At 57.4% G+C, this 20560-nt stretch carries 15 protein-coding genes; 6 read left to right on the forward strand and 9 right to left on the reverse strand.

Features of this window, described 5'->3' with window-relative positions; genetic code table 11:
* Positions 1-44: 44 nt before the first annotated feature.
* Complete coding sequence (locus tag F8A88_RS02910) at positions 45-803, reverse strand: transporter substrate-binding domain-containing protein (RefSeq protein ID WP_161598325.1); 759 nt, start codon at positions 801-803, stop codon at positions 45-47.
* A gap of 200 nt (positions 804-1003) precedes the next feature.
* Between F8A88_RS02910 and F8A88_RS02915 the strand changes: the two genes are divergently transcribed.
* Positions 1004-4669 carry a CHASE domain-containing protein gene (locus F8A88_RS02915; protein WP_161598326.1) on the forward strand — a complete coding sequence of 1222 codons (3666 nt, stop codon included), beginning with the start codon at positions 1004-1006 and terminating at the stop codon, positions 4667-4669.
* A gap of 4 nt (positions 4670-4673) precedes the next feature.
* Positions 4674-5594 carry a diguanylate cyclase domain-containing protein gene (locus F8A88_RS02920; RefSeq protein ID WP_151149566.1) on the forward strand — a complete coding sequence of 307 codons (921 nt, stop codon included), beginning with the start codon at positions 4674-4676 and terminating at the stop codon, positions 5592-5594.
* Positions 5595-5648: 54 nt separating this feature from the next.
* Here the strand turns inward: F8A88_RS02920 and rarD are convergent, their stop codons facing one another.
* Positions 5649-6563 (reverse strand): EamA family transporter RarD, encoded by a 915-nt coding sequence (gene rarD, locus F8A88_RS02925; RefSeq protein WP_151149567.1) that lies wholly within the window; start codon positions 6561-6563, stop codon positions 5649-5651.
* Between the two features lie 318 nt (positions 6564-6881).
* Here rarD and F8A88_RS02930 point away from each other — a divergent pair, with 318 nt between their 5' ends.
* Entirely contained in the window at positions 6882-7142 is a 261-nt protein-coding gene (locus tag F8A88_RS02930) for an RNA recognition motif domain-containing protein (RefSeq protein WP_151149568.1), read from the forward strand.
* Between the two features lie 38 nt (positions 7143-7180).
* Here the strand turns inward: F8A88_RS02930 and F8A88_RS02935 are convergent, their stop codons facing one another.
* From F8A88_RS02935 to F8A88_RS02945, 3 genes are all read right to left on the reverse strand, one after another.
* Positions 7181-10006, reverse strand: coding sequence for a sensor histidine kinase (locus F8A88_RS02935; protein ID WP_161598327.1), 2826 nt, complete (start codon positions 10004-10006; stop codon positions 7181-7183).
* A gap of 47 nt (positions 10007-10053) precedes the next feature.
* Positions 10054-13110 carry a sensor domain-containing diguanylate cyclase gene (locus tag F8A88_RS02940; RefSeq protein WP_151149570.1) on the reverse strand — a complete coding sequence of 1019 codons (3057 nt, stop codon included), beginning with the start codon at positions 13108-13110 and terminating at the stop codon, positions 10054-10056.
* A 104-nt stretch (positions 13111-13214) separates the two neighbouring features.
* Positions 13215-13514 carry a hypothetical protein gene (locus tag F8A88_RS02945; protein ID WP_151149571.1) on the reverse strand — a complete coding sequence of 100 codons (300 nt, stop codon included), beginning with the start codon at positions 13512-13514 and terminating at the stop codon, positions 13215-13217.
* A 202-nt stretch (positions 13515-13716) separates the two neighbouring features.
* On the opposite strand from F8A88_RS02945, the gene F8A88_RS02950 reads away from it, so the two are divergent.
* Both F8A88_RS02950 and F8A88_RS02955 read left to right on the forward strand, forming a co-directional pair.
* A complete protein-coding gene (locus F8A88_RS02950) occupies positions 13717-14064 on the forward strand; it encodes a hypothetical protein (RefSeq protein ID WP_151149572.1) in 348 nt (115 codons plus the stop codon).
* Positions 14065-14162: 98 nt separating this feature from the next.
* A complete protein-coding gene (locus tag F8A88_RS02955) occupies positions 14163-14960 on the forward strand; it encodes a tetratricopeptide repeat protein (RefSeq protein WP_151149573.1) in 798 nt (265 codons plus the stop codon).
* 24 nt (positions 14961-14984) lie between these two features.
* Here the strand turns inward: F8A88_RS02955 and F8A88_RS02960 are convergent, their stop codons facing one another.
* From F8A88_RS02960 to F8A88_RS02970, 3 genes are all read right to left on the reverse strand, one after another.
* A complete protein-coding gene (locus F8A88_RS02960; RefSeq protein WP_151149574.1) occupies positions 14985-15722 on the reverse strand; it encodes a dienelactone hydrolase family protein in 738 nt (245 codons plus the stop codon).
* Positions 15719-17278 (reverse strand): sialidase family protein, encoded by a 1560-nt coding sequence (locus F8A88_RS02965; RefSeq protein ID WP_151149575.1) that lies wholly within the window; start codon positions 17276-17278, stop codon positions 15719-15721. The genes F8A88_RS02960 and F8A88_RS02965 overlap by 4 nt, the downstream gene beginning before the upstream one ends.
* An 83-nt stretch (positions 17279-17361) precedes the next feature.
* Positions 17362-18657 carry a phenylacetate--CoA ligase family protein gene (locus tag F8A88_RS02970; RefSeq protein ID WP_151149576.1) on the reverse strand — a complete coding sequence of 432 codons (1296 nt, stop codon included), beginning with the start codon at positions 18655-18657 and terminating at the stop codon, positions 17362-17364.
* Between the two features lie 122 nt (positions 18658-18779).
* Between F8A88_RS02970 and F8A88_RS02975 the strand changes: the two genes are divergently transcribed.
* A complete protein-coding gene (locus tag F8A88_RS02975) occupies positions 18780-19586 on the forward strand; it encodes a prepilin peptidase (protein WP_151149577.1) in 807 nt (268 codons plus the stop codon).
* Positions 19587-19903: 317 nt separating this feature from the next.
* Here F8A88_RS02975 and F8A88_RS02980 read toward each other — a convergent pair whose 3' ends face one another.
* On the reverse strand, positions 19904-20503 hold the full coding sequence (locus tag F8A88_RS02980) for a BON domain-containing protein (protein ID WP_151149578.1): 600 nt from the start codon (positions 20501-20503) through the stop codon (positions 19904-19906).
* Positions 20504-20560 lie beyond the last annotated feature (57 nt).

Here is a 20560-nt window from a genome sequence, read left to right on the forward strand (position 1 = left end):
GAGCGGGAGGCGATGGGCGGTCTGTTTTTTCGGGCATGAATGTCCTAGTAGACGCTGAAAGGGAAGTACCGGCGATTGATGCGTTCGTATATGCCGTTGAGTCGCAGTGTCTGCAGGGCCCTTTCGAGTTTGTTTTTCAGTTCGTGGTCGCCTTCGCGAACGGCGATGCATGCTTCACTTGATGGATCGTTCGTATTCAGGGGTTGGCCGATATAGTCGAACGGTTGTCCCGGCTCGGTCTGCAGGAATTCGTAACCCACCAGGCTGTCCGTGAGAACGGCGTCGGCCTCGCCGCGGATCAGGGCGTGAAATGATTCGGCAAGGGTATCGAAGAGCACGATTTTTGCCACACTGCCATAGTGTTTTATCAAATAATCGGCCTGAACCGTTTTGTTCTGGGTGGTCAGGATTTTGCCCTCGAGTTGTTCCGGCGAGGATGAGGAAAGGTGGGCAGGATTGCCGATGAAGTTGGTTCGGGAACGATAGTATGGTGTCGTGAAGTCGATGAGTTTGTCTCGTTCTTCGGTTCTGGCCATGCTGGCCACAACGAAGTCGTAGCGTTTGTTTATCAGTCCGGTGATGATATCGTCCCAGGGTACGAGGATGATTTTGCATTCACCCTGCATGGCCTTGCAGAGTTCTTTGGCCAGTTCCACATCGAATCCGGCCGGTTCGCCGTTTTTCACGTAGTTGAAAGGCGGGTATCCTCCTTCGGTGCCGACACGGTAGGTTGTCTGGGCAAAGGCCGGCTGGAAGAGAAGGACCACTGCAATGAAAATGAAAACGAGGCTTGCTGGGCGCATATGATTCCCTGGGTATTGTTGATACTGTGGGGTCTGATGTATGCTTATACTTAATGTCCGATCGTATGCAAGAGCATGCGAGATAAAATCATATGTGCTAACGAGATGGAGAGGCGCGTGGATTATCATGGGCAACAGGGGGTTGCACGTGTTGATATCGCTGCATGCGGGTAGCTCAAGCTGAAAACGGAGTTGAACCGGTGAACAGGAAATCCAGACAGTCCGACAATAGCCGTGGGCATGGCGAGACGCTTGTCCCTTTGCTGCTTTTGGGTGCGGGGCTGCTGCTCGGTCTCCTGTTCCATTCGGTTGCCCGGCAATGGGAGAGGGGAGGAACCGTTCACGCGCTTCAGGCCGAAAGCGAGCTTGTCCGCCATGATGTGATGCAGGCATACCGCCGCATCCGGATTATCGGCGCCGCCATGCATGGCTTCATGAATCAGGACCGCGCCGTGAGCAGCAGCGATTTTGTGTCGTTTGTTCGCCCCCTGCATCTTTTTGCCGATGGCGTGCTGGCCATGGAATGGGTGCCGCGAGTAACAGGCGACGAGCGGGCAGAATTCGAACGGGCCATGCGTGAGCAGGGAAATCCCGAATTCACGATTCGTGAATTGCAGCCGGATGACACCCTGATTCCGGCCAAGGACAGAAGGGAATATTTTCCTGTGTCGTATGTGTATCCGCAGCGGGAAAATCGTGTGGTCAGCGGCCTTGATTTGGCAACGAGCCCGGAAAGAAGGCAGGCCCTGTTACAGGCCAGCATGACGGGCTTGCCGAGCCTGTCGAAACCGATACGGCTTGTTCAGGATACCGGCGTGGGGCGTGGGCTGGTGTTCTTTTCGCCGGTCTTTGAGGAACTCGAAGCCGGCATCGGGGTGGCGGGATTTGAGCGCCTCAAGGGAGTGGTTCTTATTGTCCTGCGCACGGATGCGTTTTTCGGCTCCGCACTCTCCGCGAGTGAACGTCCGGACCTTGGAGTGCTCTTTCATGACGTAAGTCCGTCCGGACAGGAACGTTTTCTGTTCGGGCACAGGGTGTCGCAGGCCGGGTATGCGAACCTGCCCGAAGGCGGATACAGTCAATTCGATCTAGAAGTGGGACAGCGATTGTGGCGGGTCACCTGCGTGCCGCTTCCCGGATTTGTCGAGCGTCTTGATACCCTGCTTCCGGTTGGCGGGGCGATGGGTATTTTCATGGTGGCAAGTCTTGCTGCGCTTTTTTTGTACATGTCTTCATTGCATGGCAACAAGGCCCGGGAACGGCAAAACAGGGAAACGCAGGAGTTGCAACGCACGGCGTTGCAACTGGATTGTCTGTATGCCGTCTTTAACCTGACGGATCGCCCCGGAGCCGATGTCATGACCGTATTGCGGCGGGCGGCGGTGATTGTCAGGCCCGTTTTTGCAGGATTCGAAGGGGTGTCGGTAACCATCCATCACGATGGACATGTTTTCGGCGACAGGCCGCCGGAGGGCGCCGAGCCTTTGCTCGAGGAGACCATTCATGGCCCGGAAGCGATCGGGCGCATCTGTATCTATTGTTCGGAAGAAAATGATGAATCCGTCGGCCGGGAGCAGGAACGGTCCTTTTTGCAGAGCATTGCCGCACATCTCGGGGCTTTTGTCGAGCGCCGCCGCGGCGAGCAGGTTCTTGTTGCCGCTCGTGATCAGGCCCGTAAGGCAGCCCAGGCCAAAAGCGAATTTCTTGCCAATATGAGCCATGAAATCCGCACCCCGCTCAATGCCATTCTCGGGCTTGGGGAATTGGTGGGCAGGACCGGCCTCAGTCCTCGCCAGATGGACTATTTCAACAAGATCACGGGTGCCTCCCAATCCCTGCTGGGCATCGTCAACGATATCCTTGATTTTTCGAGGATTGAGGCGGGCAAGCTGGAATTCGACAGGCAGCCATTTGAATTGTCATCGGTGCTGCTCAAGATTCTGGACATTTATTCGCCGCGCGCTTCGGCCAAGGGCGTGCGTTTCAATGTGGTTGTCGAGCCCGGAGTGCCTGCGCGATTGGTCGGTGACGCCCTGCGTTTGGAGCAGGTTTTTGCCAATCTGGTGACCAACGCGGTGAAATTTACGGAAACCGGCGTGATCGAAATGGGGGTTGCGCCCGTGGCCGTCGGCTCGGAGCATGTTCGCATACGGGCCTGGGTCATGGATACCGGAATAGGCATCAGGCTGGAGGAACAGCCCGGGCTGTTCGAAGCGTTTACCCAGGCGGACGGTTCCTACACGCGGCGTCATGGTGGAACAGGATTGGGGCTGGCCATCTCTCGGCAACTGGTGAATCTCATGGATGGGGATATTGAGCTGACCAGTGATCCGGGTAGGGGAAGTACCTTTGCCTTTGAGGCGCAATTCGATGCGGCAGAGCCCGAGCCTGGTTTGGATTTGTGCGCCGAGTTTGCAGGAAAGACCGCGTTGGTGACACTCCGGGATCCTGAACAGGACAGGGCTGCCCATGCCCTTGAGGAGCTCGGCTTCCGGGTGGAACGTCTGGACACGGCGGGGCGGGCGTGGCGAAGGCTGCGTGATCCCGGACAGGATGCCGTGGATTTGATCTGGCTCGGCTGGGGCCTTCCGGATGAAAACGGTCTGGAGTTGGCCCGGCGCATACGCCGTTCGGATGAACCCTTCAATTCCGTGCCGCTTGTTTTGTGCACTGGAAATTTCAATGAAGAGTTGCGAAGGATTGCACGGCAGATAGCTGATGCCGTGATTTTGCGCCCGGTGAGCGGCAGGGGCGTATTCGATGCCGTGGCCCGTCTTTTCGAAGTGGAGGATTCCATTGCGGGGCCCCGTATGCAGAAGCCGGGAGCCGAACATGATGTCTTGATCATTGTGGTGGAAGACAACTCTGTCAACCGTCAGGTTTTGCAGGAAATACTGGAAGGGATCGGTGTTCGGGTGCATGTTGCCGAACATGGGCGGCAGGCCGTGGACATGGTCCTGCTCGGTGATGATGTGTACGATGCAGTGATCATGGACGTGCAAATGCCCATCATGGACGGATTGAGTGCCACCCGGGCCATTCGGGAACGTTTTTCCGCCGCGGAATTGCCCATTGTTGCGCTCACGGCTCACGCCATGGTCGAGGACCGGCAGAAGTGCCTTGATGCCGGCATGAACGATTATGTGACCAAGCCGCTGAACGTGGACATTTTGCTCACAACACTCGGGCGCTGGGTGCATGGCCCCGCGTGGGTTCTCCCGGCCCGAACCGAGTCGCCCGAACCGGAAAACGTGCCCGCGGACCTTCGCGACCTGCCCGGGCTGGACGTTTTGGACGGGCTGAAACGGTTGGGGGGCAATGCCGATGTGTACAAGCGGCTTTTGCTGGAATTCCTGAATGACCATGCGGATGTTGGTGATCGTGTGCACAAGGCCCTTGACCGCAACGACATTTCCGAAGTCCTGAAGCTCGTGCACACCATCAAGGGAGTTGCGGGCAACATGTCTGCCCTGGAGTTGCACGACGCGGCCATGGAGCTGGAGGACGCCCTGAAGCTGGGTGAGCTCTATGATCGTCCATTGGCCGATTTCGAGTCCCGGCTGAAGCGGGTCATGGAACCCCTGAAGCGTTTGGCCGAGGGCGAAGCGGACAACGGCCCCCATGCCCAGTGCTCCGGTGGCGCCGTGGTTGACGAGGACCATCTTCTGGATTTCAGACAGCTTGTGGAAAATCATGATTTTCGGATAGTGCAGGTTTTCGAGACGTTGAAAAAGAATCTTGAATGCCAGATGGAAAACGAAGATTTCCAGCGACTTGCCAAGGCTGTCAGCAGTTTTGATTTTGAAAATGTGGCAGAGTTGCTGGGTTCCGTGGATATCAAGAATCGCGTGAACACGACGGAGTAAATACATGTACGAAGCCGAACGACGTTCCCGTTTGCTGGTTGTGGATGATTCCGCACTCAATATCAGCGTTCTCGGGGAAGCTCTGGTGGGGGATTACGATCTGACCGTTGCCAAGAGCGGCGAGGAAGCGCTTGAGATCCTTGGCGGAGACAATTTGCCGGATCTTATTTTGCTCGACATCATCATGCCGGGCATGGACGGGTTCGACGTGTTGCGGCACATCAAGGAAGACGATGCCACCAAGGATATCCCCGTGATCTTCATTACGGCCATGACCGGTGAAGATGACGAGGCCCATGGGTTGGCCATGGGTGCCGTGGACTACATAACCAAGCCGTTCAGCATCCCCATTGTCAAGGCCAGGGTGCGCACGCATGTGCAGCTCAAGAGGAAATCCGACATGCTGCAGCGCCTTTCCGACATGGATGCCCTTACCGGCATTCCCAACCGGCGGCGTTTTGACGAATGGTACGACAAGGAATGGCGGCGTGCCATGCGCGAGGGGGCAGCGGTCTCCGTGATCATGATGGATATCGATTATTTCAAGAAATACAACGACAATTATGGCCACGGTGAGGGGGACATCTGCTTGCGCACAGTGGCTCAGGCGCTCCGGGGGTGTCTGAACCGGAGCACGGACATGGTCGCCCGCTACGGCGGGGAAGAATTCATTGCCATGCTGCCTGCCACAGAAGGACCGGGCGCCGCGGTCATGGCCGAGACTATGCGCAAGGCCGTGCTCGGACTGCAGTTGCCGCATGAATTTTCCGAATGCTCCGAATACGTGACGATAAGTGTGGGAGTTGCCACAGTCATGCCCGCCATGGGCATGAGCCGGGACGAATTGGTCCGGACGGCTGATGAAATGCTCTACAAGGCCAAGGAAGCTGGCCGTAACCGGGTGGAACGAACCATCCTCGGCTGATGCTTCTTGCGATAGTATTGGCGGCCCATGTCCGGTTCGGATATGGGCCGTTTTTCAGTTCACGAGGTTTTGACGACGCGCGCGCCGGACCTGCATGATGCTGTCGGCCGAGTAGATGGCCAGACCTGTCCAGATCAGGGCGAATGTGGTCAGGTTGGCCGTAGTGAACGGTTCGCGATAGACGAAGACACCCAGAAGAAACGCTATGCTCGGGGCAATGTACTGGATGATTCCCAGAGTGGTGAGGCGCAGTCTGCGTGCCCCGAACGCAAAGCCGAACAGGGGCATGGATGTGGCCACACCCGCTCCCATGAGAAAAAGGTTGGTGGAAATGGCGGCATGGCCGAACGTGCCCTGTCCCGTGTATTCGAGATAGAGGACGTAGCTCAGTGCCAGCGGTGTGATGATGGCTGTTTCCACGGTCAGCCCGGGCAGGGACTCCATGGGTGCCGTCTTTCTGAGCAGCCCGTAAAGGGCGAATGTCACGGCCAGGGCTAATGCCAGCCACGGGAAATGACCCAGGCTGACAATGGAATTGATTACACCGGCCGCAGCAAAACAGATGGCGAACAGCTGGAGCCGGGACATTTTTTCTCGGAGCAGGGCAAATCCCAGCAGGGCGTTCATGAGCGGGTTGATATAGTATCCGAGACTGGTGGCCAGCACCTGGTCGTGGTTCACGCACCAGATGTACATGAGCCAGTTGCTGCCCAGCAGCAGGCTGCTCATGGTCAGCATCCCCAGCGTCCGTTTTGACGAGAGCGGGGCAATGGTTTCGCGCCAGCGTCCTTGTATGGTGACGAGCAGGCAGGCGAAGACGAGCGACCATATTATTCTGTGGCAGAGGATTTCCATTGCCGGAACATGGTGCAGCTGCTTCCAGTATATGGGCAAAAGCCCCCAACCGATGAAGGCACCAAGCGCGGCCGTGAGCCCGGAGGCGGTTCGGTTGTCTTTTTTATTTGTCATTACAGTTGATTATGTCGCATGTGAAGGTGGGTTGAGGGTCAAAATTACACCTGCGGTGTAGATAGGTAAAGCACTATTTTCGGGGGGATGGCGCATTTTTTTAATGCATCCTTCTGTTTTTTTCTTGACCGAAAACCTTCTGCAGGGCTACCGATCAAGATGGAAGGTCGTAGGGTATGGTTTTGTTCGCAGGCGTGATCTTCCCGGGCGATGCCTGGCTGGCGGGCATTTCAGGGCCTTTTTGACGGATTGCATGGTGGAAATGTCGGAAGATGCTTCCGGTGCGATCCGCGGGCCGGTTTTTCAAGGAGTTGTATTGTGGCTAAGAACATTTATGTGGGGAACCTGCCGTGGAGCTCTTCCGAGGACGAGGTTCGTGATGCCTTTGCCGTGCATGGCGAAGTGATTTCCGTGAAATTGATTTCCGACCGTGAAACCGGACGCCCCCGCGGCTTTGGTTTTGTGGAAATGGAAGACGCAGGAGCAGAAAAGGCCATCGAGGCACTGGATGGCGAGGATTTCGGCGGTCGTCGCCTCAAGGTCAATGAGGCACGCCCCCGGCCCCAGCGCCGCTGGTAGTCATCGTGTCGCCCCGGCCTTTTGTGCCGGGGCTTTTTTTATGCGGTTTCCGCTTCGCCCGGAATTTCGAAAATGAAACTGCTCCCCTGTTCGAGCTGTGATTCCACCCAGATGCGTCCATTGTAGTGGCTGACGATTTCCCGGCAGATGGCCAATCCGAGTCCTGCCCCTTCCCTGATGTCGGCCAGCGTGTCCCCATGTTCCCGTTTGTGGAAGCGTTCGAATATTTGCGTCTGCTCGGTTTCGGGTATGCCGACCCCTGTGTCCGTGACAAAAAAACGCACGGACTTGCCTGCGAGCCGGGCGCCTACGGTGACGGTTCCCTTTCGGGTGAATTTGGCTGCGTTGTGCAACAGGTTGATCAACACCTGCTGTATGCGGTCCGGGTCCACATGAATCGAGGGCAGGCCGTCGTGAATATCCATGTCGAGCCTGAGGTCCGTTGTTGACGCGAATTGTCCGGAAACGGCGTTGTGGGCCAGTTGTACGAGCTTTTCCGGGCGAGTCGACTGGTCATTCCATTGCATGTGTCCGGATTCGATCTTGCTGAGGTCGAGGGAACCGTTGACCAGCCGGGTGAGCCGTTCCCCTTCGCTTTCCACGATCTCGAGATTTTGCACGATGCGTTCGGCACTGCTCTGCCGCTCTGTGGAGCCGTCGTTGTCTTGCGCGAACTGACGCTGGAATTCCTTGCGGATCAGCTTTGCAAAACCGCGGATGGAAGTCAGCGGCGTGCGCAGTTCGTGGGAGATGGACGATATGATGGCCGACTTGAGCTTGTCCAACTCCTGAAGGCGCTTGTTGGCCGTTTCCAGTTCCCGGGCCTTGTCCCTGAGTTGGCGCGTGCGTTTGAGCACGATGGACTCAAGCTGCTCGTTGAGCACAAAGAGTTCGGATTCCGTGGCTTTTCGTTCAATGGCCAGCGCCACCTGTTCGGAAATGGCGGTCATGAGCTTGATGTCGGCGTCCGTGTAGTGTTCCGTGTTGCTGTAATGCTGCACGGCCATGGCGCCGATGGGCTTTCCCTTGATCGAAAGCGGGACCCCCAGCCAGACTGCGGCCGGAGTGCCTATGCTCTGCAATGTTTTTTCCGATTCCTTGCGCTCGATTTTTTGCCGGGTGATGAACAGGGGTTTGCCGGACTGGATGACCTGCAGCGTCAGGCTGGGGGAAGACAGGCTTTTGATTTCGACAGTTTCGAAGTGGACGTCGTATTCATCGCTGAAATACGGGAAGGTCATTTGTGTCCTGTCTTCATTGAGCAGGGCGATATAGAAATTGGTGGCATCGATTTCCTTGTTCAGGATTCCATGGATGGTCGTAAAGAGCTCGTCAAGGTCACGGGTTCTGCTGACCGCATTGGAAATGTCATACAACACGCGCGATGTGCGCTCGTTGGCCTTTCGTTCGGTTATATCCTCCACGAATCCTTCATAGCGGGTGTCTTCCCCAATCCGCATCAGCCGTGAAGATTCCGAGGCCCAGATCACGGTGCCGTCCTTTCGCACCAGCTGGATTTCATGCTTGGTCACCTGGCCGTGTTGCTGCAGTTCATTGCGCAGCCGGGCATATTCTTCCGGAACGGCGTAAAGCTGTGAGCCGACGTCCTGAACCGTGTCCATGAGTTCTTCTGTCGAGCCATATCCCAGTATGTTCGCCAGAGACTGGTTCACCGCCAGAAATTTTCCGTCCGAGGAGGCTTGGAAGATTCCTTCGATGGCGTTTTCAAAAAGGGACTGATAGCGGCTTTCTGCCTCAATGCGGCGCGAGATATCCCGGATACCCGTGACCCGGGTTTTCCTGCCCTTGAATTGGAACACTTTGCCCTGCAGTTGCACATTGAAGGTGCTGCCATCCTTGCGTACACCGACGACCTCATAGGGCTTTTCATAGTCGTTTTTGATGTTTTGACGTACGATTTCACGGTGTTCAGGGATGACGAGGTCGTGCGTATGCTGGCCGATGTATTCGCCGTGTTCATAGCCGAACAGGGCGCTGGCCGCATGGTTGGCAGCCAGGATACAGCCGTTTTCAGAAATGGCTATTCCTTCGAATGCGGCGCGGGAGAGGGCACTGTGCATTTCCTCGCTTTCCCGCAATGCATCTTCGGTTTTCTTGCGTTTGGAAATGTCCGTGTGCGTGCCGGAAATCCTGTACGGCCTGCCGTTCTTGTCCTTGAAGTTGCCACCGCGCGCGAGTATCCAGCGCCATGAGTTGTCCTTGTGGCGAATGCGGTATTCAACCTGAAATTGGTCCACTTCACCCTGTTTGCATTTTCTGACCTCTTCGATAACTGCGCTTTTGTCATCGGGATGGATCATGTCCTGCCATGCTTCCGGGCTTTCGGGGAAATCGTCCTCCCCGTAACCGAGCATGGATTTGTAGCGCGGAGAATAGAAGCGCTCGCCGGTGCGCAGGTCGACGTCCCATATGCCGTCGTTGACTCCCTGGACCACGAATGCGTACCGTTCTTCACTTTTTTTCAGTGCTTCCTGTGCCTCGCGCATTTCGGTGACATCGAGCAGAATGACGCGGATGCGATCGTTTTCCAAGAGTTGCGGAAACGGCCGGTAAAAGAAATGGGACCCGTCCTTGCGAAGCCCCTGAATGATGGTGGTTTTGACCGGGGCGTTGCGGGATGTTTTCTCAAGGCATTTCGTGATGTTCGGCAGGTCGTGCTTGCTCACGAGCTGCGTGATGTCCGCCAGCTTCCGCATTTCATCAGTGGAATATCCGAACAATTCGGCAAAGGCCTTGTTGTAGCGCCAGATCATGCCCTGGATGTTTGTTTCGTACACGGGCAGGGGGGAATTCTCGAATACGCTCCATTCAAGGTCGGGCGAATATTCCGCTGGGTTTGACATGGCCTTGCCGGGGTCCTTTGCGTGTGTTTTGGGACGTGGGGATGATTTCATCTGGTGTCCCTCGATGCATATCGTTTACCGAAAAGGCGTTCAAGCGAGTCCGCATCCTGTGGCTTGGAGACCATTTCTCCCTGAATGTATTCGCATTCGTAACGGATCAGCCTGTCCATCTGTTCACGTGTATTGACCTCCGTGGCGACAACGGGAATATCGAGCGCCTTGCCCATCTGAATGAGCGCCTGCATGAATTCGGGGCGGATTCGGGTTGTATTGTTTGCAGGCGCAGTGAACACGGTGTCCAGCAGGAGCAGCGACGGAGCGGCTCGCTGGATGATTTGAATGGGTGGGCTCTGGTGCCCGAAACCTGTCAGGGCGAATCGAACACCGTATTCGTTCATGCTGTCGCACAGGCGCAGAGCCCTTTCCGGAGCGACGGTAAGGCCGCGTGCGGGGATTGCGAGTATGATTTTCCCGCGGGCCACACCCTGTTCGTGCAGCGTGGCACATGCCTTGTTGACGATGGCGGTGTCTGCAAAGCTGCCGGGAGAGAGCCTGTAGAGGATGGCATCAACGGCGCCTGTGTTTTTTTCGATTTTACGGGCAGTGCGGCATGCCACGCGCAGGGCCTGCAGGTCCAGGGCATGGGACAGGCTTTGTCGCGACGGGGTAATCCGGTTTTGCGGCATGAATTGTTGTTCATTGCCAGTGGGGTGCAGTTCGCAGGAAAAACCGCAGATGCGTTTTTTGCCGGTATGCAGGATGGGCATGAACCAGTTCTTGAGTCGTCCGGTTTCCAGTGCGATTGAAAGGGTTGATTCCTGTTCAAGGTGATTGAGCAGGGACTGGTTGTCCGTATCGGAGTACATGGCAAAGCGCACTGTGTCCGAGGGATGGACTTTGGAAAGAGCCATTTCCGCCTTGCGGATGATTTCCGTGGGATCGGAGCTGTCATGAGGATAGAGCGCCATGCCGAAACGCATGCAGGGGCGTTGCGTGTTCATATCGATGGCAACGGGGTCTTCAAATGCTTCGAGAATGCGGGCGGCCAGAAGGCGAGCGTTGGCCGCGACTTCGATATCTTCGCAGACCATGGCAAGGAGGGTGCTGTCGATGCGGGCCAGCGTGTCGCTGTCGCGCATGATTTCCCTGAGCCGTGCCGCGGCCAGTTGCGTCATGATGTTGATTTGTTTTCTGCCCAGATGAGGCGTGTCCGCCAGGCCGTTTTCCATGGAAATGAGCACTACTGCGGCAATGGACTTCCTTCTGTCCGTTCCGGCAAGGGCATGTTGCAGTCGTTCCTGAAACAGCAGGTGGTTGGGAAGGTTTGTACGGGTGTCGTAAAAGGCTTTCTGGGCCAGCCGTTGTTCCATGCTCTTGTGTTCGGTGATGTCCAGCAGTGAGGCAATACTCATGGAGGTACCCGGGAACATGGACACCATCAGTTCGACGATGCGGATGTTGCCCGATGCGTCGATGAATCTGGTTTCGTATCTCCGGGGAAGTCCGTCTTCGTCCACGCGACGTTGTTGATGGTATTCCAGCATCCATTTGACATCGTCGGGGTGAAAGCATTCGGTCCAGCGCAGGCCGTTTTCGATTTGTTTCCTCGTATATCCCGTCAGCCGGTAGAATTCGTTATTGGCCATGGCCACGGTCGTGTCTTCATTGACGATGACACTGGCCGTGCCCGTGTTGTTGAAAATGGTGCGATACCGCTCTTCGGATTTTTCCAGTTTGGCGCGAGTGGTTTCCAGTTCCGTGATGTCCACAAAGGATTCCAGAAGGTATGAGGTTCCGTCCCGGGTTATGGGGGTAACGGATTTGAGCACGGAAAGCTGTTTTCCGTCGGCACGCAATAATGTTCTGGTTTTCAGGTCGTTCGGTTGTCCCAGATCCAGTACCGGACATGATTTTTCTTTGTTCGGACAGATGAATCCATGGCATTTTTTGCCCACGATGTCCTCGCAGGGCAATCCCACCAATGCGCATGCATGCGGGTTGGCCTCCACAATGATCCGCGTGTCCACAGCGATGAGAAAAATGCCCACCTGAACGGAGCGCATCATGTTGTCCAGAAAGCGTTTTTCTTCTTTGATTTGATGCACCATGCTGTTCACATCCCGGGCAAGGTCCGTGATTTCATCTTGTCCCGGAATGGAGATGTCGTATGCCTCATTGGGCGTTTGGGAGATGGCATTAACCTGTCTGGCCAGCATGAATATGCGTCTTGTGATTTTTGATTGCAGCAACAGGAGCGTGACGCCGCCCATGAGCAGGCAGGCCGCCCCCATGACAGCGAAATTGATCATGATCAGGTTGTCGCCGACCTTGCTGATCGTCATGGACGATTTTGTCGTGAAAAGCATGGCAGGAACATTGTTCATGTCCCTGAGCACACTTCTGGCCTCCACCCCGTCATCCCTCGACAACACCATCGGGAATTCCCTGGTGGCTACGGCTTCGGGCGATTCAACGATGTGGGCGGTCACGTCCAGGCCGTTTGCCGCCGCCCATTGCTCGATCTTGGCCGGGGTCAGGACCATGCCCATGAGCAACCAACCCCGCGCAGGCCCTTCTTTGTCGGAGGTCAGGATCTGTTCACAGGCCAGCAGCAGGGTCATGTCTCCCACCGTCACCAGCCCGTTGAATCCGGTGCCGCTGTAGTCCTTTCCCCATGGGGCGATGCGTTTGAAGACAAAATCTTCAAATATCCATGGCACGGGGGCCAGCTCTTTTGCTTCCCGGAGATGGTACGCGCCCCAGACCGTTTGTCCCATGGTGTCGTAAAAGGCTATGAGGTTCAGTCCGGTGGACGTGAATGTGGACAGTGGCAGATTGGCCTTAATGTATTTCTTGTTGCGGTTCTTCACGAACGCATAGGTGTCGTCCCACCATGCCCAGTCCTTGGTCAAAACCGTGATGGTTTGGATTTTGTCCGCAACAAGTCGCTTTACCTGGTGAACGTCCCTGAGAATTATCTGGCGTTCCAGTGCCTGAAAGCGCGGCTGCAGGGTTTGCACCGAGGTCGTGTATATCAGGAATACGAGAATACCAAAAACGAAGAGGATGATGAGGGACGTGGCTCTTCTCAATGGCATCTGCATGTGGTTCGGTCCGGATTGATGGTGTTCTTGTTCCCATGAATTTACGTTCGGGAAAAGGGAGAAACAATTATTACTGATATATTTTATACTTTTTTCATAATTGATTAGAGCATGGATTGCATGTCAGAAAAGATTTTCTGCTTGTTGAACAGGTCGGGATGGGCATCTTCCAGTTCGGGAAGATAGGCAAGGAATTCCTCCCATCCCACTTTCTCCGCGATTTTGCGTTTGTCCACGAAGACCTTGAACACCGTCCCTCTCGGGCATTTGGTCATGTTCAACTCGATCACGCCGTGGGGGGTGGTTTCCGCCCAGAAAGCGGACCATGCGGTGCGATCTCCCTCGGTTTTCTTGTATTTTTCGAAAAATTGTTCAAATATGACCTGAATTTGATCATGGTTCATGGCCTGCTCCTTTTGATTGTGAGCATTGCATGAATCGGACGGAATACACAAGAACGCCCTTGTTGTTGTCGGCAGTTTCCTGTCCTTTTGCACTGGAGGGAAGATGAAGGACAAGGCTTTCAGATTTGTTTCTCGTTGGACGGTCCCGCCTCGGTCCCGTTTGATAGCATTGGTCAATGCGGGGCTGGAGGCGTATACCCGCATGGAAGGGCAGTCTGTTGAACGCTCGCTGCGCCTGCAGGTTGCCGTGGAAGGCGTGTATGCATATTGTGTCCGAACGTTGCGCGCCCACGAATCCGCAGAAAAAATATCCGTGGAATTGTACCGGGGCAGCGGCCGCCTGCGTGTATGCGTTACGCACTGCGGACCGGGGGGGGAGTTTGACGCCATGCTTGCCGACGGCAGGATCGAGGAAATCCGACGCACGAGTTTCGAGGCCCTGGGACTGGTCATTGCCGGTGAGATGGTAGAATCGTTGACGTTCGATGCTCATTTTGACCTGGGCTTGGGCGAGAATCGAAAAAGGTTCCAGTTGGAGATTGCCGTATAGGGGAGGCGCCTGCTAATGCGCTTGAACTCTGTCGGCGGGTCGAGTATTCGATCAACGCGGGCACCAGTTCGCATCAACGCAGTGCCATGTGAGGGGCAATGGGAGAGAAAAACGAACGGGAGGTGCTTGGGGTCTATTCCCATAGCACCAAATATCAGTATCAGTTCGGTGAGCGCGCGTCGCGATATCGGCACGGCACGTATTGGTTCGTGCGCAAGATCAACGACCGCAACTATGAAGTGCAGCCGCTCAACGGCAACAATATCCCTTCGGGCGTCCGCAAGATCGTGGACAAGGAAACCTTTCTCAAATACTACACGCCGGAACTTGATTTCTACCGCGAATACACCCTGCCCTGTCTGGAAAGTCTGCAAAAGAAGATAAAGCTCGGCAGGCGCTATTTCAATCTCGGTCGTCTTGACGATGCGGAACGGGAGTTTTGCGAGGCAATCCTGCTCAACGATCAGGATGTGGACGCCAACGTGGGCCTTGGCGGCGTGTATGCCGAGCAAAAGGAATTTTCCAAGCTCCGACAGGTGTTGGACAAGCTCATGTCCAACGATGAGATATTTCGCGAAGAACAGCGCCACAAGTTTAACGCGTTCGGCATTGATCTGCGCAAGCGGGAGTTGTACGAGGATGCCGTGCGGTTCTACCGCAAGGCCCTCGAGCTCAATGCACAGGATGAGAATCTCCATTTCAACATTGCCCGTGCCTATCACGGCCGCGGCAGGCTGGAGGCGGCCTGCGAGCACCTGAAGCTGGCCTTGCAGCTCAATCCCCGGCTCAGGGAAGCCGAAGCGTTTCTCGTTGTCATTCGTCGTGAAATGAAAAAGGCTCAGGACGAGCGCGGCAAGGAACGCGAGTGGAACATGGCCAACGAGGATGATTCCTGACACGGGCCTGTCTTGTTGACGGGGCTATTGACCGTCGGTTCCCTTTTCTTTTCCCTCATTCAGAAAATTCATGATTTCCGCCCATGCGCGCTGTTCGGTGCGTGCGCAATAGGCATTGCCTGTTGTCGGGTCCGGCCGGACCGTGCGGTTGCAGAATCCATGTCCGGCATTGCTGTAGATGGTCACGCGGCAGTCGGTTTCGGATCGGCGCATCTCCTCGCAGAATTCATGCACGTCGGTCATGGGCACGACCTTGTCGTGCATGCCGTGCAGCACCAGTATCCGGCCGGGGATAGCCTGCTTTTGGGCGGGATGCGGCGTGTTCAGGTAGCCGTATATGCTGATGGTTCCGTTCAGAGGCGCTCCGGCGCGGGCCAGCTCCAGTGCGCAGCACCCGCCAAAGGACAGCCCCAGCGCGAACATCCGGTGCGCATCCACGAGGTCATGCGCCGCCAATGCGTCCAGTCCGGCCCGTGCACGGGCCGGCATGAATGACCTGTTCGCCTTGAACGGGGCCGTGAGCTGGCTGGCCCGTGCCGCGTTTTGCGGGCGTATTCCCTTGCCGAACATGTCGCAGAGCAATACGGCGAATCCCGCTCGGGCCAACCTGTCCGCATGGGGCATGAGGTAATCGCCGATGCCCATGAACTCGTGGATGAGCAGCACACCCGGGCGCGGACGGTCCGCAGTGCGGTCATGCACCAGCACGCCCTGCAGGGCCGTTTCGTCATGCCGGTATTCCAGCGGGCTGCGGTCGATCACGCAAAGTCCTTTTCGCTGAAGCGGGTGCCGATGATGTGTGCGCTTTTGCCCGGCGAATATCCGGGCTCGTCGCCTGCGCCGTGGTGATACACACAGTAAAATGAACCGTCCGGCAGCGTGACCCAGCCCGAATAGCCGAAGTCGCCGGGATTGGCTTCGCGGTCGTTCTTGAGTTCGAGGATCGAGCGTGCCGCGTCAGCGTCGGGCAGCGGGTCGCCCGCCTTCCATTCCCATTCGTAGGGGGCGGGCCATGCAGGATCGTCCATGCGCAGGCGTATGCTGTGCCATGTGCAGCGCACGCGGTTGTTTTCAAACGGATAGGGGGAGCCCACAATGATGGGACGGGTGTCGGCGTTGTCCGCAGGAACGGGCAGGGCCGCTTTTTCGCGTCCGTTGACCATGAGTCGGCACAGACCGTTTGCATACTTGATGGTGATGGTGTTGGTGCGGTTTGTCGGCAGGGGCACAAAGGACGTTACGGCTTCGTCCGTTTCGTTTTCGGGATTGTGCGGCGCGTCGAACACGATGCGGTCCGCAAGGATGCGCCACCAGACGCCGAGGCGCATGGCCACGCCGTTGGGACCGGCCTCGTCCACGCGGATGTCCGCTTCCAGCCTCGCCTTGGCGCGGCGCGGGTCCGTCATGGGGCGCAGGGCGTAGCGCACCACCTGTTCCGGTCCTTCCTCGCTGTCCACCTTCAGGCCGTCCGCTGTGTTTTCGGGATTGCCCGGCGCGTAGCCGTGCACGCGGAAGCCGTACAATTCATCCTCGCTGCCCAGCCATGCGCAGGTGCCCCGGTCCGGTCCCACGTTGCGGTAGGTGACCAGCAGCTTGCCCGAAGGGGTCAGGTTCATGGTGGGGCGGTGGCCGATGAGCCCGGTGGGAATCGGGTCGGACCACGTTTGGCCGTTGTCCGTGCTTTGGCACACGTACATGGGCTCGTACACAAAGCTGTTTTCGCGCTGAATGGACAGGATGCGACCGTCCGGCATGCGGCACATGGAAGCCTCGCACAGGGTCAGGTTGCGCAGAAAGGTCATGACCGAAAGGGCTTTCCAGGTGCGGCAGCGGTTTTCGGAAATGTAGACCATCTGTTCGGGCGGGGCCTGCCGTATGGCCGGGTGCGAATGGGTTCCCCTGTGCTGGTGCCCGGTGGTCAGGAAGGTGTTCGTGTCCAGCTGTATGAGCCTGTCGATCAGGCCGTGAGCCATGCCGCCCCCTTTGTGGGCCGCCCATGTTTCGCCGTTGTCCGCGCTCCACAGAAAGGTCGGGCCGTGGTCGTCGCCGATGACCAGATGCCCGTCCTCCAGCGCGGTGATGCGCGGGCAGTGGCTCATGTCCGTGCGCAGCAGGCGCACAGGAGACCATGTGTCGCCAAGGTCGTCGCTGGTGCGCACCACCAATGCGCGGCGCGTGGCCACGTGCTGGTCGTATTCGTTGTAGACAACCACGAGACGGCCGGTTTTGGTGATGCAGACGTCCGGAAAGCAGAGATAGTGGCCGGGGCGGCGGTCGATGACCGTGTGGCGCGCGGCGTTGTCGCTGATGCTCGGCATGTGTCCTCCTCGGGCGGCCGCAAGGGGCCGTGTTGCCGGACAGGACCGCACCGCATCGGGCGGGAACGCCTGCGCCGGTCCGTCTAGTCCTCGTTCCTGTCGTCGAGGACCCGTTTGGTCTTGGCAAAGCTGCGCGGCAGTTCGCCGGGGTTGACCACCTGCACTTCGCTGCGCACCAGAATGTGCCTGCGCACGGCATCGCTGACCGCGTGGGCCAGTTGCGTGTCGCTGTCGTAGTTCGCCTCGGGTGCGCGTTCCACCTTGACGGCCATGTGGTCCAGTCCGTCGCGCCGGGTCAGGTTGATCTGGTATTCCGCGGAAAGCTCGGAGAAGCTTTCCAGCACTTCGGCTATCTGGCCGGGGTAGATGTTCACGCCCCGGAAAATGAACATGTCGTCCGAGCGGCCCTGAATCTTTTCGTGCCTCGGCATGGTCACGCCGCAGGGGCACACGCCCGGGATGAGTCGGGTCAGGTCCCGTGTGCGATAGCGGATAAGGGGCGATCCTTCCTTGCACAGGGAGGTCACCACCATTTCCCCGAGTTCGCCCGGAGCAACCGGCTCAAGGGTCACGGGGTCGAGCACTTCCAGTATGTACATGTCCGCCCAGTAGTGGATGCCCTCATGCGCGGTGCATTCCAGTCCCATGCCCGGGCCGTAGAGTTCGGTCATGCCGGTGATGTCGAAGCTGTGCTCCAGTCCGAGGCTTTCCTCGAACTGCTTGCGCATTTTTTCGGAGTGGGCCTCGCCGCCGAAAATGACCCGCTTGAGTGCGATCTTGTCCTGAAGGCCGTGCTTGATGACCTGTTCGCCCATGAGCAGGGCCATGGATGCTGTGGAGCACAGGCAGGTGGGCTTGAGGTCCTCCAGAATCTGCAGCTGGATTTCCAGCAGCCCCGGTCCCACGGGCAGGGTCATGGCACCGAAACGCTCGCTGCCGAGCTGGAATCCGGCTCCGGCAGTCCACAGGCCGTAGCCCACGCAGACCTGAACGCGGTCTTCGCGCGTCAGGCCGGCCAGTTCATAGCAGCGGGCGAACATGTCCTTCCAGACGTCGATGTCCTTCTGGGTGTAGGAAAGAATTTTGCGTTTGCCCGTGGTGCCGCTGGAACCATGGATGCGCACCACGTCGCGTTCGGGCACGGAGAGCAGGGGGAACGGGTAGCCCTGCTTGAGGTGGTCCGCCGTGGTCACGGGGAGCGTGCGCAGGTCGTCGAGGCTCTGAATGCAACCCGGTTCGATACCGGCTTCGCTCAGGTGGTTGCGGTAGAAGGGACTGCCCTTATAGGCATGGTCCACGGTCCAGCGCAGGCCTTCAAGCTGCCGTTCGGCGATCTGCTCCTCGGTCATCTGCGGTATGAAACGATATTGGCGGGACATGTGCACTCCTTGGCGTGGCCGACGCTTGTCTGATCCGGGAAAATGGGATAGCTCTCCCATAATCCGTCAACCGCTTATTCATGCAGGAAAAGTTTCGTTTCTTCAAGTAGCAGGGAAGGGTAATGAATATTTCGAACCTTCTGGTTTTGCAGTTTTCGCCGTACTTTGCCGTGCCGGTGGCCGCGGTGATTGGTCTTGTGCTGGGCAGTTTCTACAACGTGTGCATCTACCGCTACGTTGCCGAAGTGCCCATGAACAAGCCCCGGCGTTCCTTTTGCCCGGCCTGCAGCCATACGCTTTCGTGGTTCGAGAACATTCCCCTGATCAGCTACTGGGTGCTCGGCGGCCGCTGCCGCCATTGCGGCGCGCGCATCAGCCCACGCTATGTGCTGGTGGAGTTCGTTTCCATGGCCTGGGCTGCGGCGCTGGCCTTCAAGATGGGATTGTCCCTGCCGTGGCTGGTGTTCATGGTCTTCGGCGGTCTGTTCATCGTGGGCAGCTTCATTGATTTCGCCATCTACATTCTGCCGGACCGGGTCACCATCGGCGGCACGGTGCTGGCTCTGGTCATCAAGGGGCTGTTCGGCTGGGCCGCGCTCAAGACCGCGCTTCTGGGCGCTCTTCTTGGCGGCGGCATATTCTGGTTGTTGCAGCAGGTGTACCGCATCGTGCGCAAGGAAGAGGGGCTGGGTACCGGCGACGTGAAGCTGTTGTTCTGCATCGGGGCGCTGGTGGGGCCGTTGGGCCTGCCGTTCACCGTGCTCAGCGCGTCCATAACCGCCTTGATGGCCAGCATCATATATATGCGCCTGCCCGGTTCACGCGGCATGCGCACCCGCATTCCCTTTGGCCCGTTTCTCTGTCTCGGGGCCATGCTGCAAATCCTCGTGGGCCGCGAGGTGCTGGCCTGGTACCTGACCTTCTATTAGGCGTGTCGCCATTTGCTTTCCGGCCATGCCCGGCTTGCATGACAACCGGCTGTTCTTTCGGGCAGAGTGAAGCCTGAAACAGCCGCCCTGCGCCTGTCTGTAATTTTCCCCTTGGTTATGAACACTGTTGCAATCAGTTTGTGGACAGTGTTCTTTTCTTTTTTATACTACTGATATAATTGTATTTACTGTGTTCATTTCGTGTCGGTTGAGTGTGCGCAAGACCATGTGGCATGAGTACGGCGTCCACGAATTGTGGAATCGTGCAACCGGAAAATGAACAGGGATGTGTTCTGCGATGTGGATTCGGGGGAATGCTAGGGCGCTATCGTGACGTAGTCCACCACCGAAGTCACGCCCGGCAGGGAGCGGGCCGTGGACAGGGCCAGTTTTTTGACCTGCGGGTCCGGGGTGAGGCCCATGACCAGCGCCGTGGACTGGATCACCCGTGCGCGGATGGCCGCGTTTTTGAGCGTGGCGGACTGCTGGTAGCGTTTTGCCAGTTCGCGGGTCAGGCTCAGGTCGCGGGCCGGGTCCGAGTGTTCCGAGGCCGGAAAAAAATGGGTGGTGAGCCGGTCCACGCCCTTGACCGTGCAGGCTATTTCGGTTGCGTGGGCCGCGTTGTCCCTGTCCGTAACCTCGCCCACCAGATAGACGTGGCGGTCAAACGAATAGGGTTGCAGTTCCGGGTAGCCCTTGATCAGCAGCCGTTCGTCCATCCTGCGTTCCAGAACAGCGTCTTCCCGGTTCGCCGGGCAGTTGAAGTCGATGCGTTCCTTGGGCAGGTATTTGTCGGCCATGGTGGCCGTGTCGTACCCGGTCATGCCCATGCCCGCCACCTGCACCACGGGCGTACCGCAGCCGCCAAGGGCCGACAGGGCAATGAGACACAGGCTGAACAACAGTGAACGGATCATATTTGATGCTTGGTAATTGGTTTGAAAATCACATTTTTTAAACCGTGCCGAACTGGC

This window comes from Pseudodesulfovibrio senegalensis (genome assembly GCF_008830225.1).
Classification (GTDB): domain Bacteria; phylum Desulfobacterota; class Desulfovibrionia; order Desulfovibrionales; family Desulfovibrionaceae; genus Pseudodesulfovibrio; species Pseudodesulfovibrio senegalensis.

What these genes read in the sequence shown, in the direction of transcription:
- F8A88_RS02910 (WP_161598325.1), bottom strand. Translation starts at nt 803, where the DNA reads ATGCGCCCAGCAAGCCTCGTTTTCATTTTCATTGCAGTGGTCCTTCTC.
- F8A88_RS02920 (WP_151149566.1), top strand. Translation starts at nt 4,674, where the DNA reads ATGTACGAAGCCGAACGACGTTCCCGTTTGCTGGTTGTGGATGATTCC.
- rarD (WP_151149567.1), bottom strand. Translation starts at nt 6,563, where the DNA reads ATGACAAATAAAAAAGACAACCGAACCGCCTCCGGGCTCACGGCCGCG.
- F8A88_RS02935 (WP_161598327.1), bottom strand. Translation starts at nt 10,006, where the DNA reads ATGTCAAACCCAGCGGAATATTCGCCCGACCTTGAATGGAGCGTATTC.
- F8A88_RS02940 (WP_151149570.1), bottom strand. Translation starts at nt 13,110, where the DNA reads ATGCAGATGCCATTGAGAAGAGCCACGTCCCTCATCATCCTCTTCGTT.
- F8A88_RS02945 (WP_151149571.1), bottom strand. Translation starts at nt 13,514, where the DNA reads ATGAACCATGATCAAATTCAGGTCATATTTGAACAATTTTTCGAAAAA.
- F8A88_RS02950 (WP_151149572.1), top strand. Translation starts at nt 13,717, where the DNA reads ATGGAAGGGCAGTCTGTTGAACGCTCGCTGCGCCTGCAGGTTGCCGTG.
- F8A88_RS02955 (WP_151149573.1), top strand. Translation starts at nt 14,163, where the DNA reads ATGGGAGAGAAAAACGAACGGGAGGTGCTTGGGGTCTATTCCCATAGC.
- F8A88_RS02965 (WP_151149575.1), bottom strand. Translation starts at nt 17,278, where the DNA reads ATGCCGAGCATCAGCGACAACGCCGCGCGCCACACGGTCATCGACCGC.
- F8A88_RS02970 (WP_151149576.1), bottom strand. Translation starts at nt 18,657, where the DNA reads ATGTCCCGCCAATATCGTTTCATACCGCAGATGACCGAGGAGCAGATC.
- F8A88_RS02975 (WP_151149577.1), top strand. Translation starts at nt 18,780, where the DNA reads ATGAATATTTCGAACCTTCTGGTTTTGCAGTTTTCGCCGTACTTTGCC.
- F8A88_RS02980 (WP_151149578.1), bottom strand. Translation starts at nt 20,503, where the DNA reads ATGATCCGTTCACTGTTGTTCAGCCTGTGTCTCATTGCCCTGTCGGCC.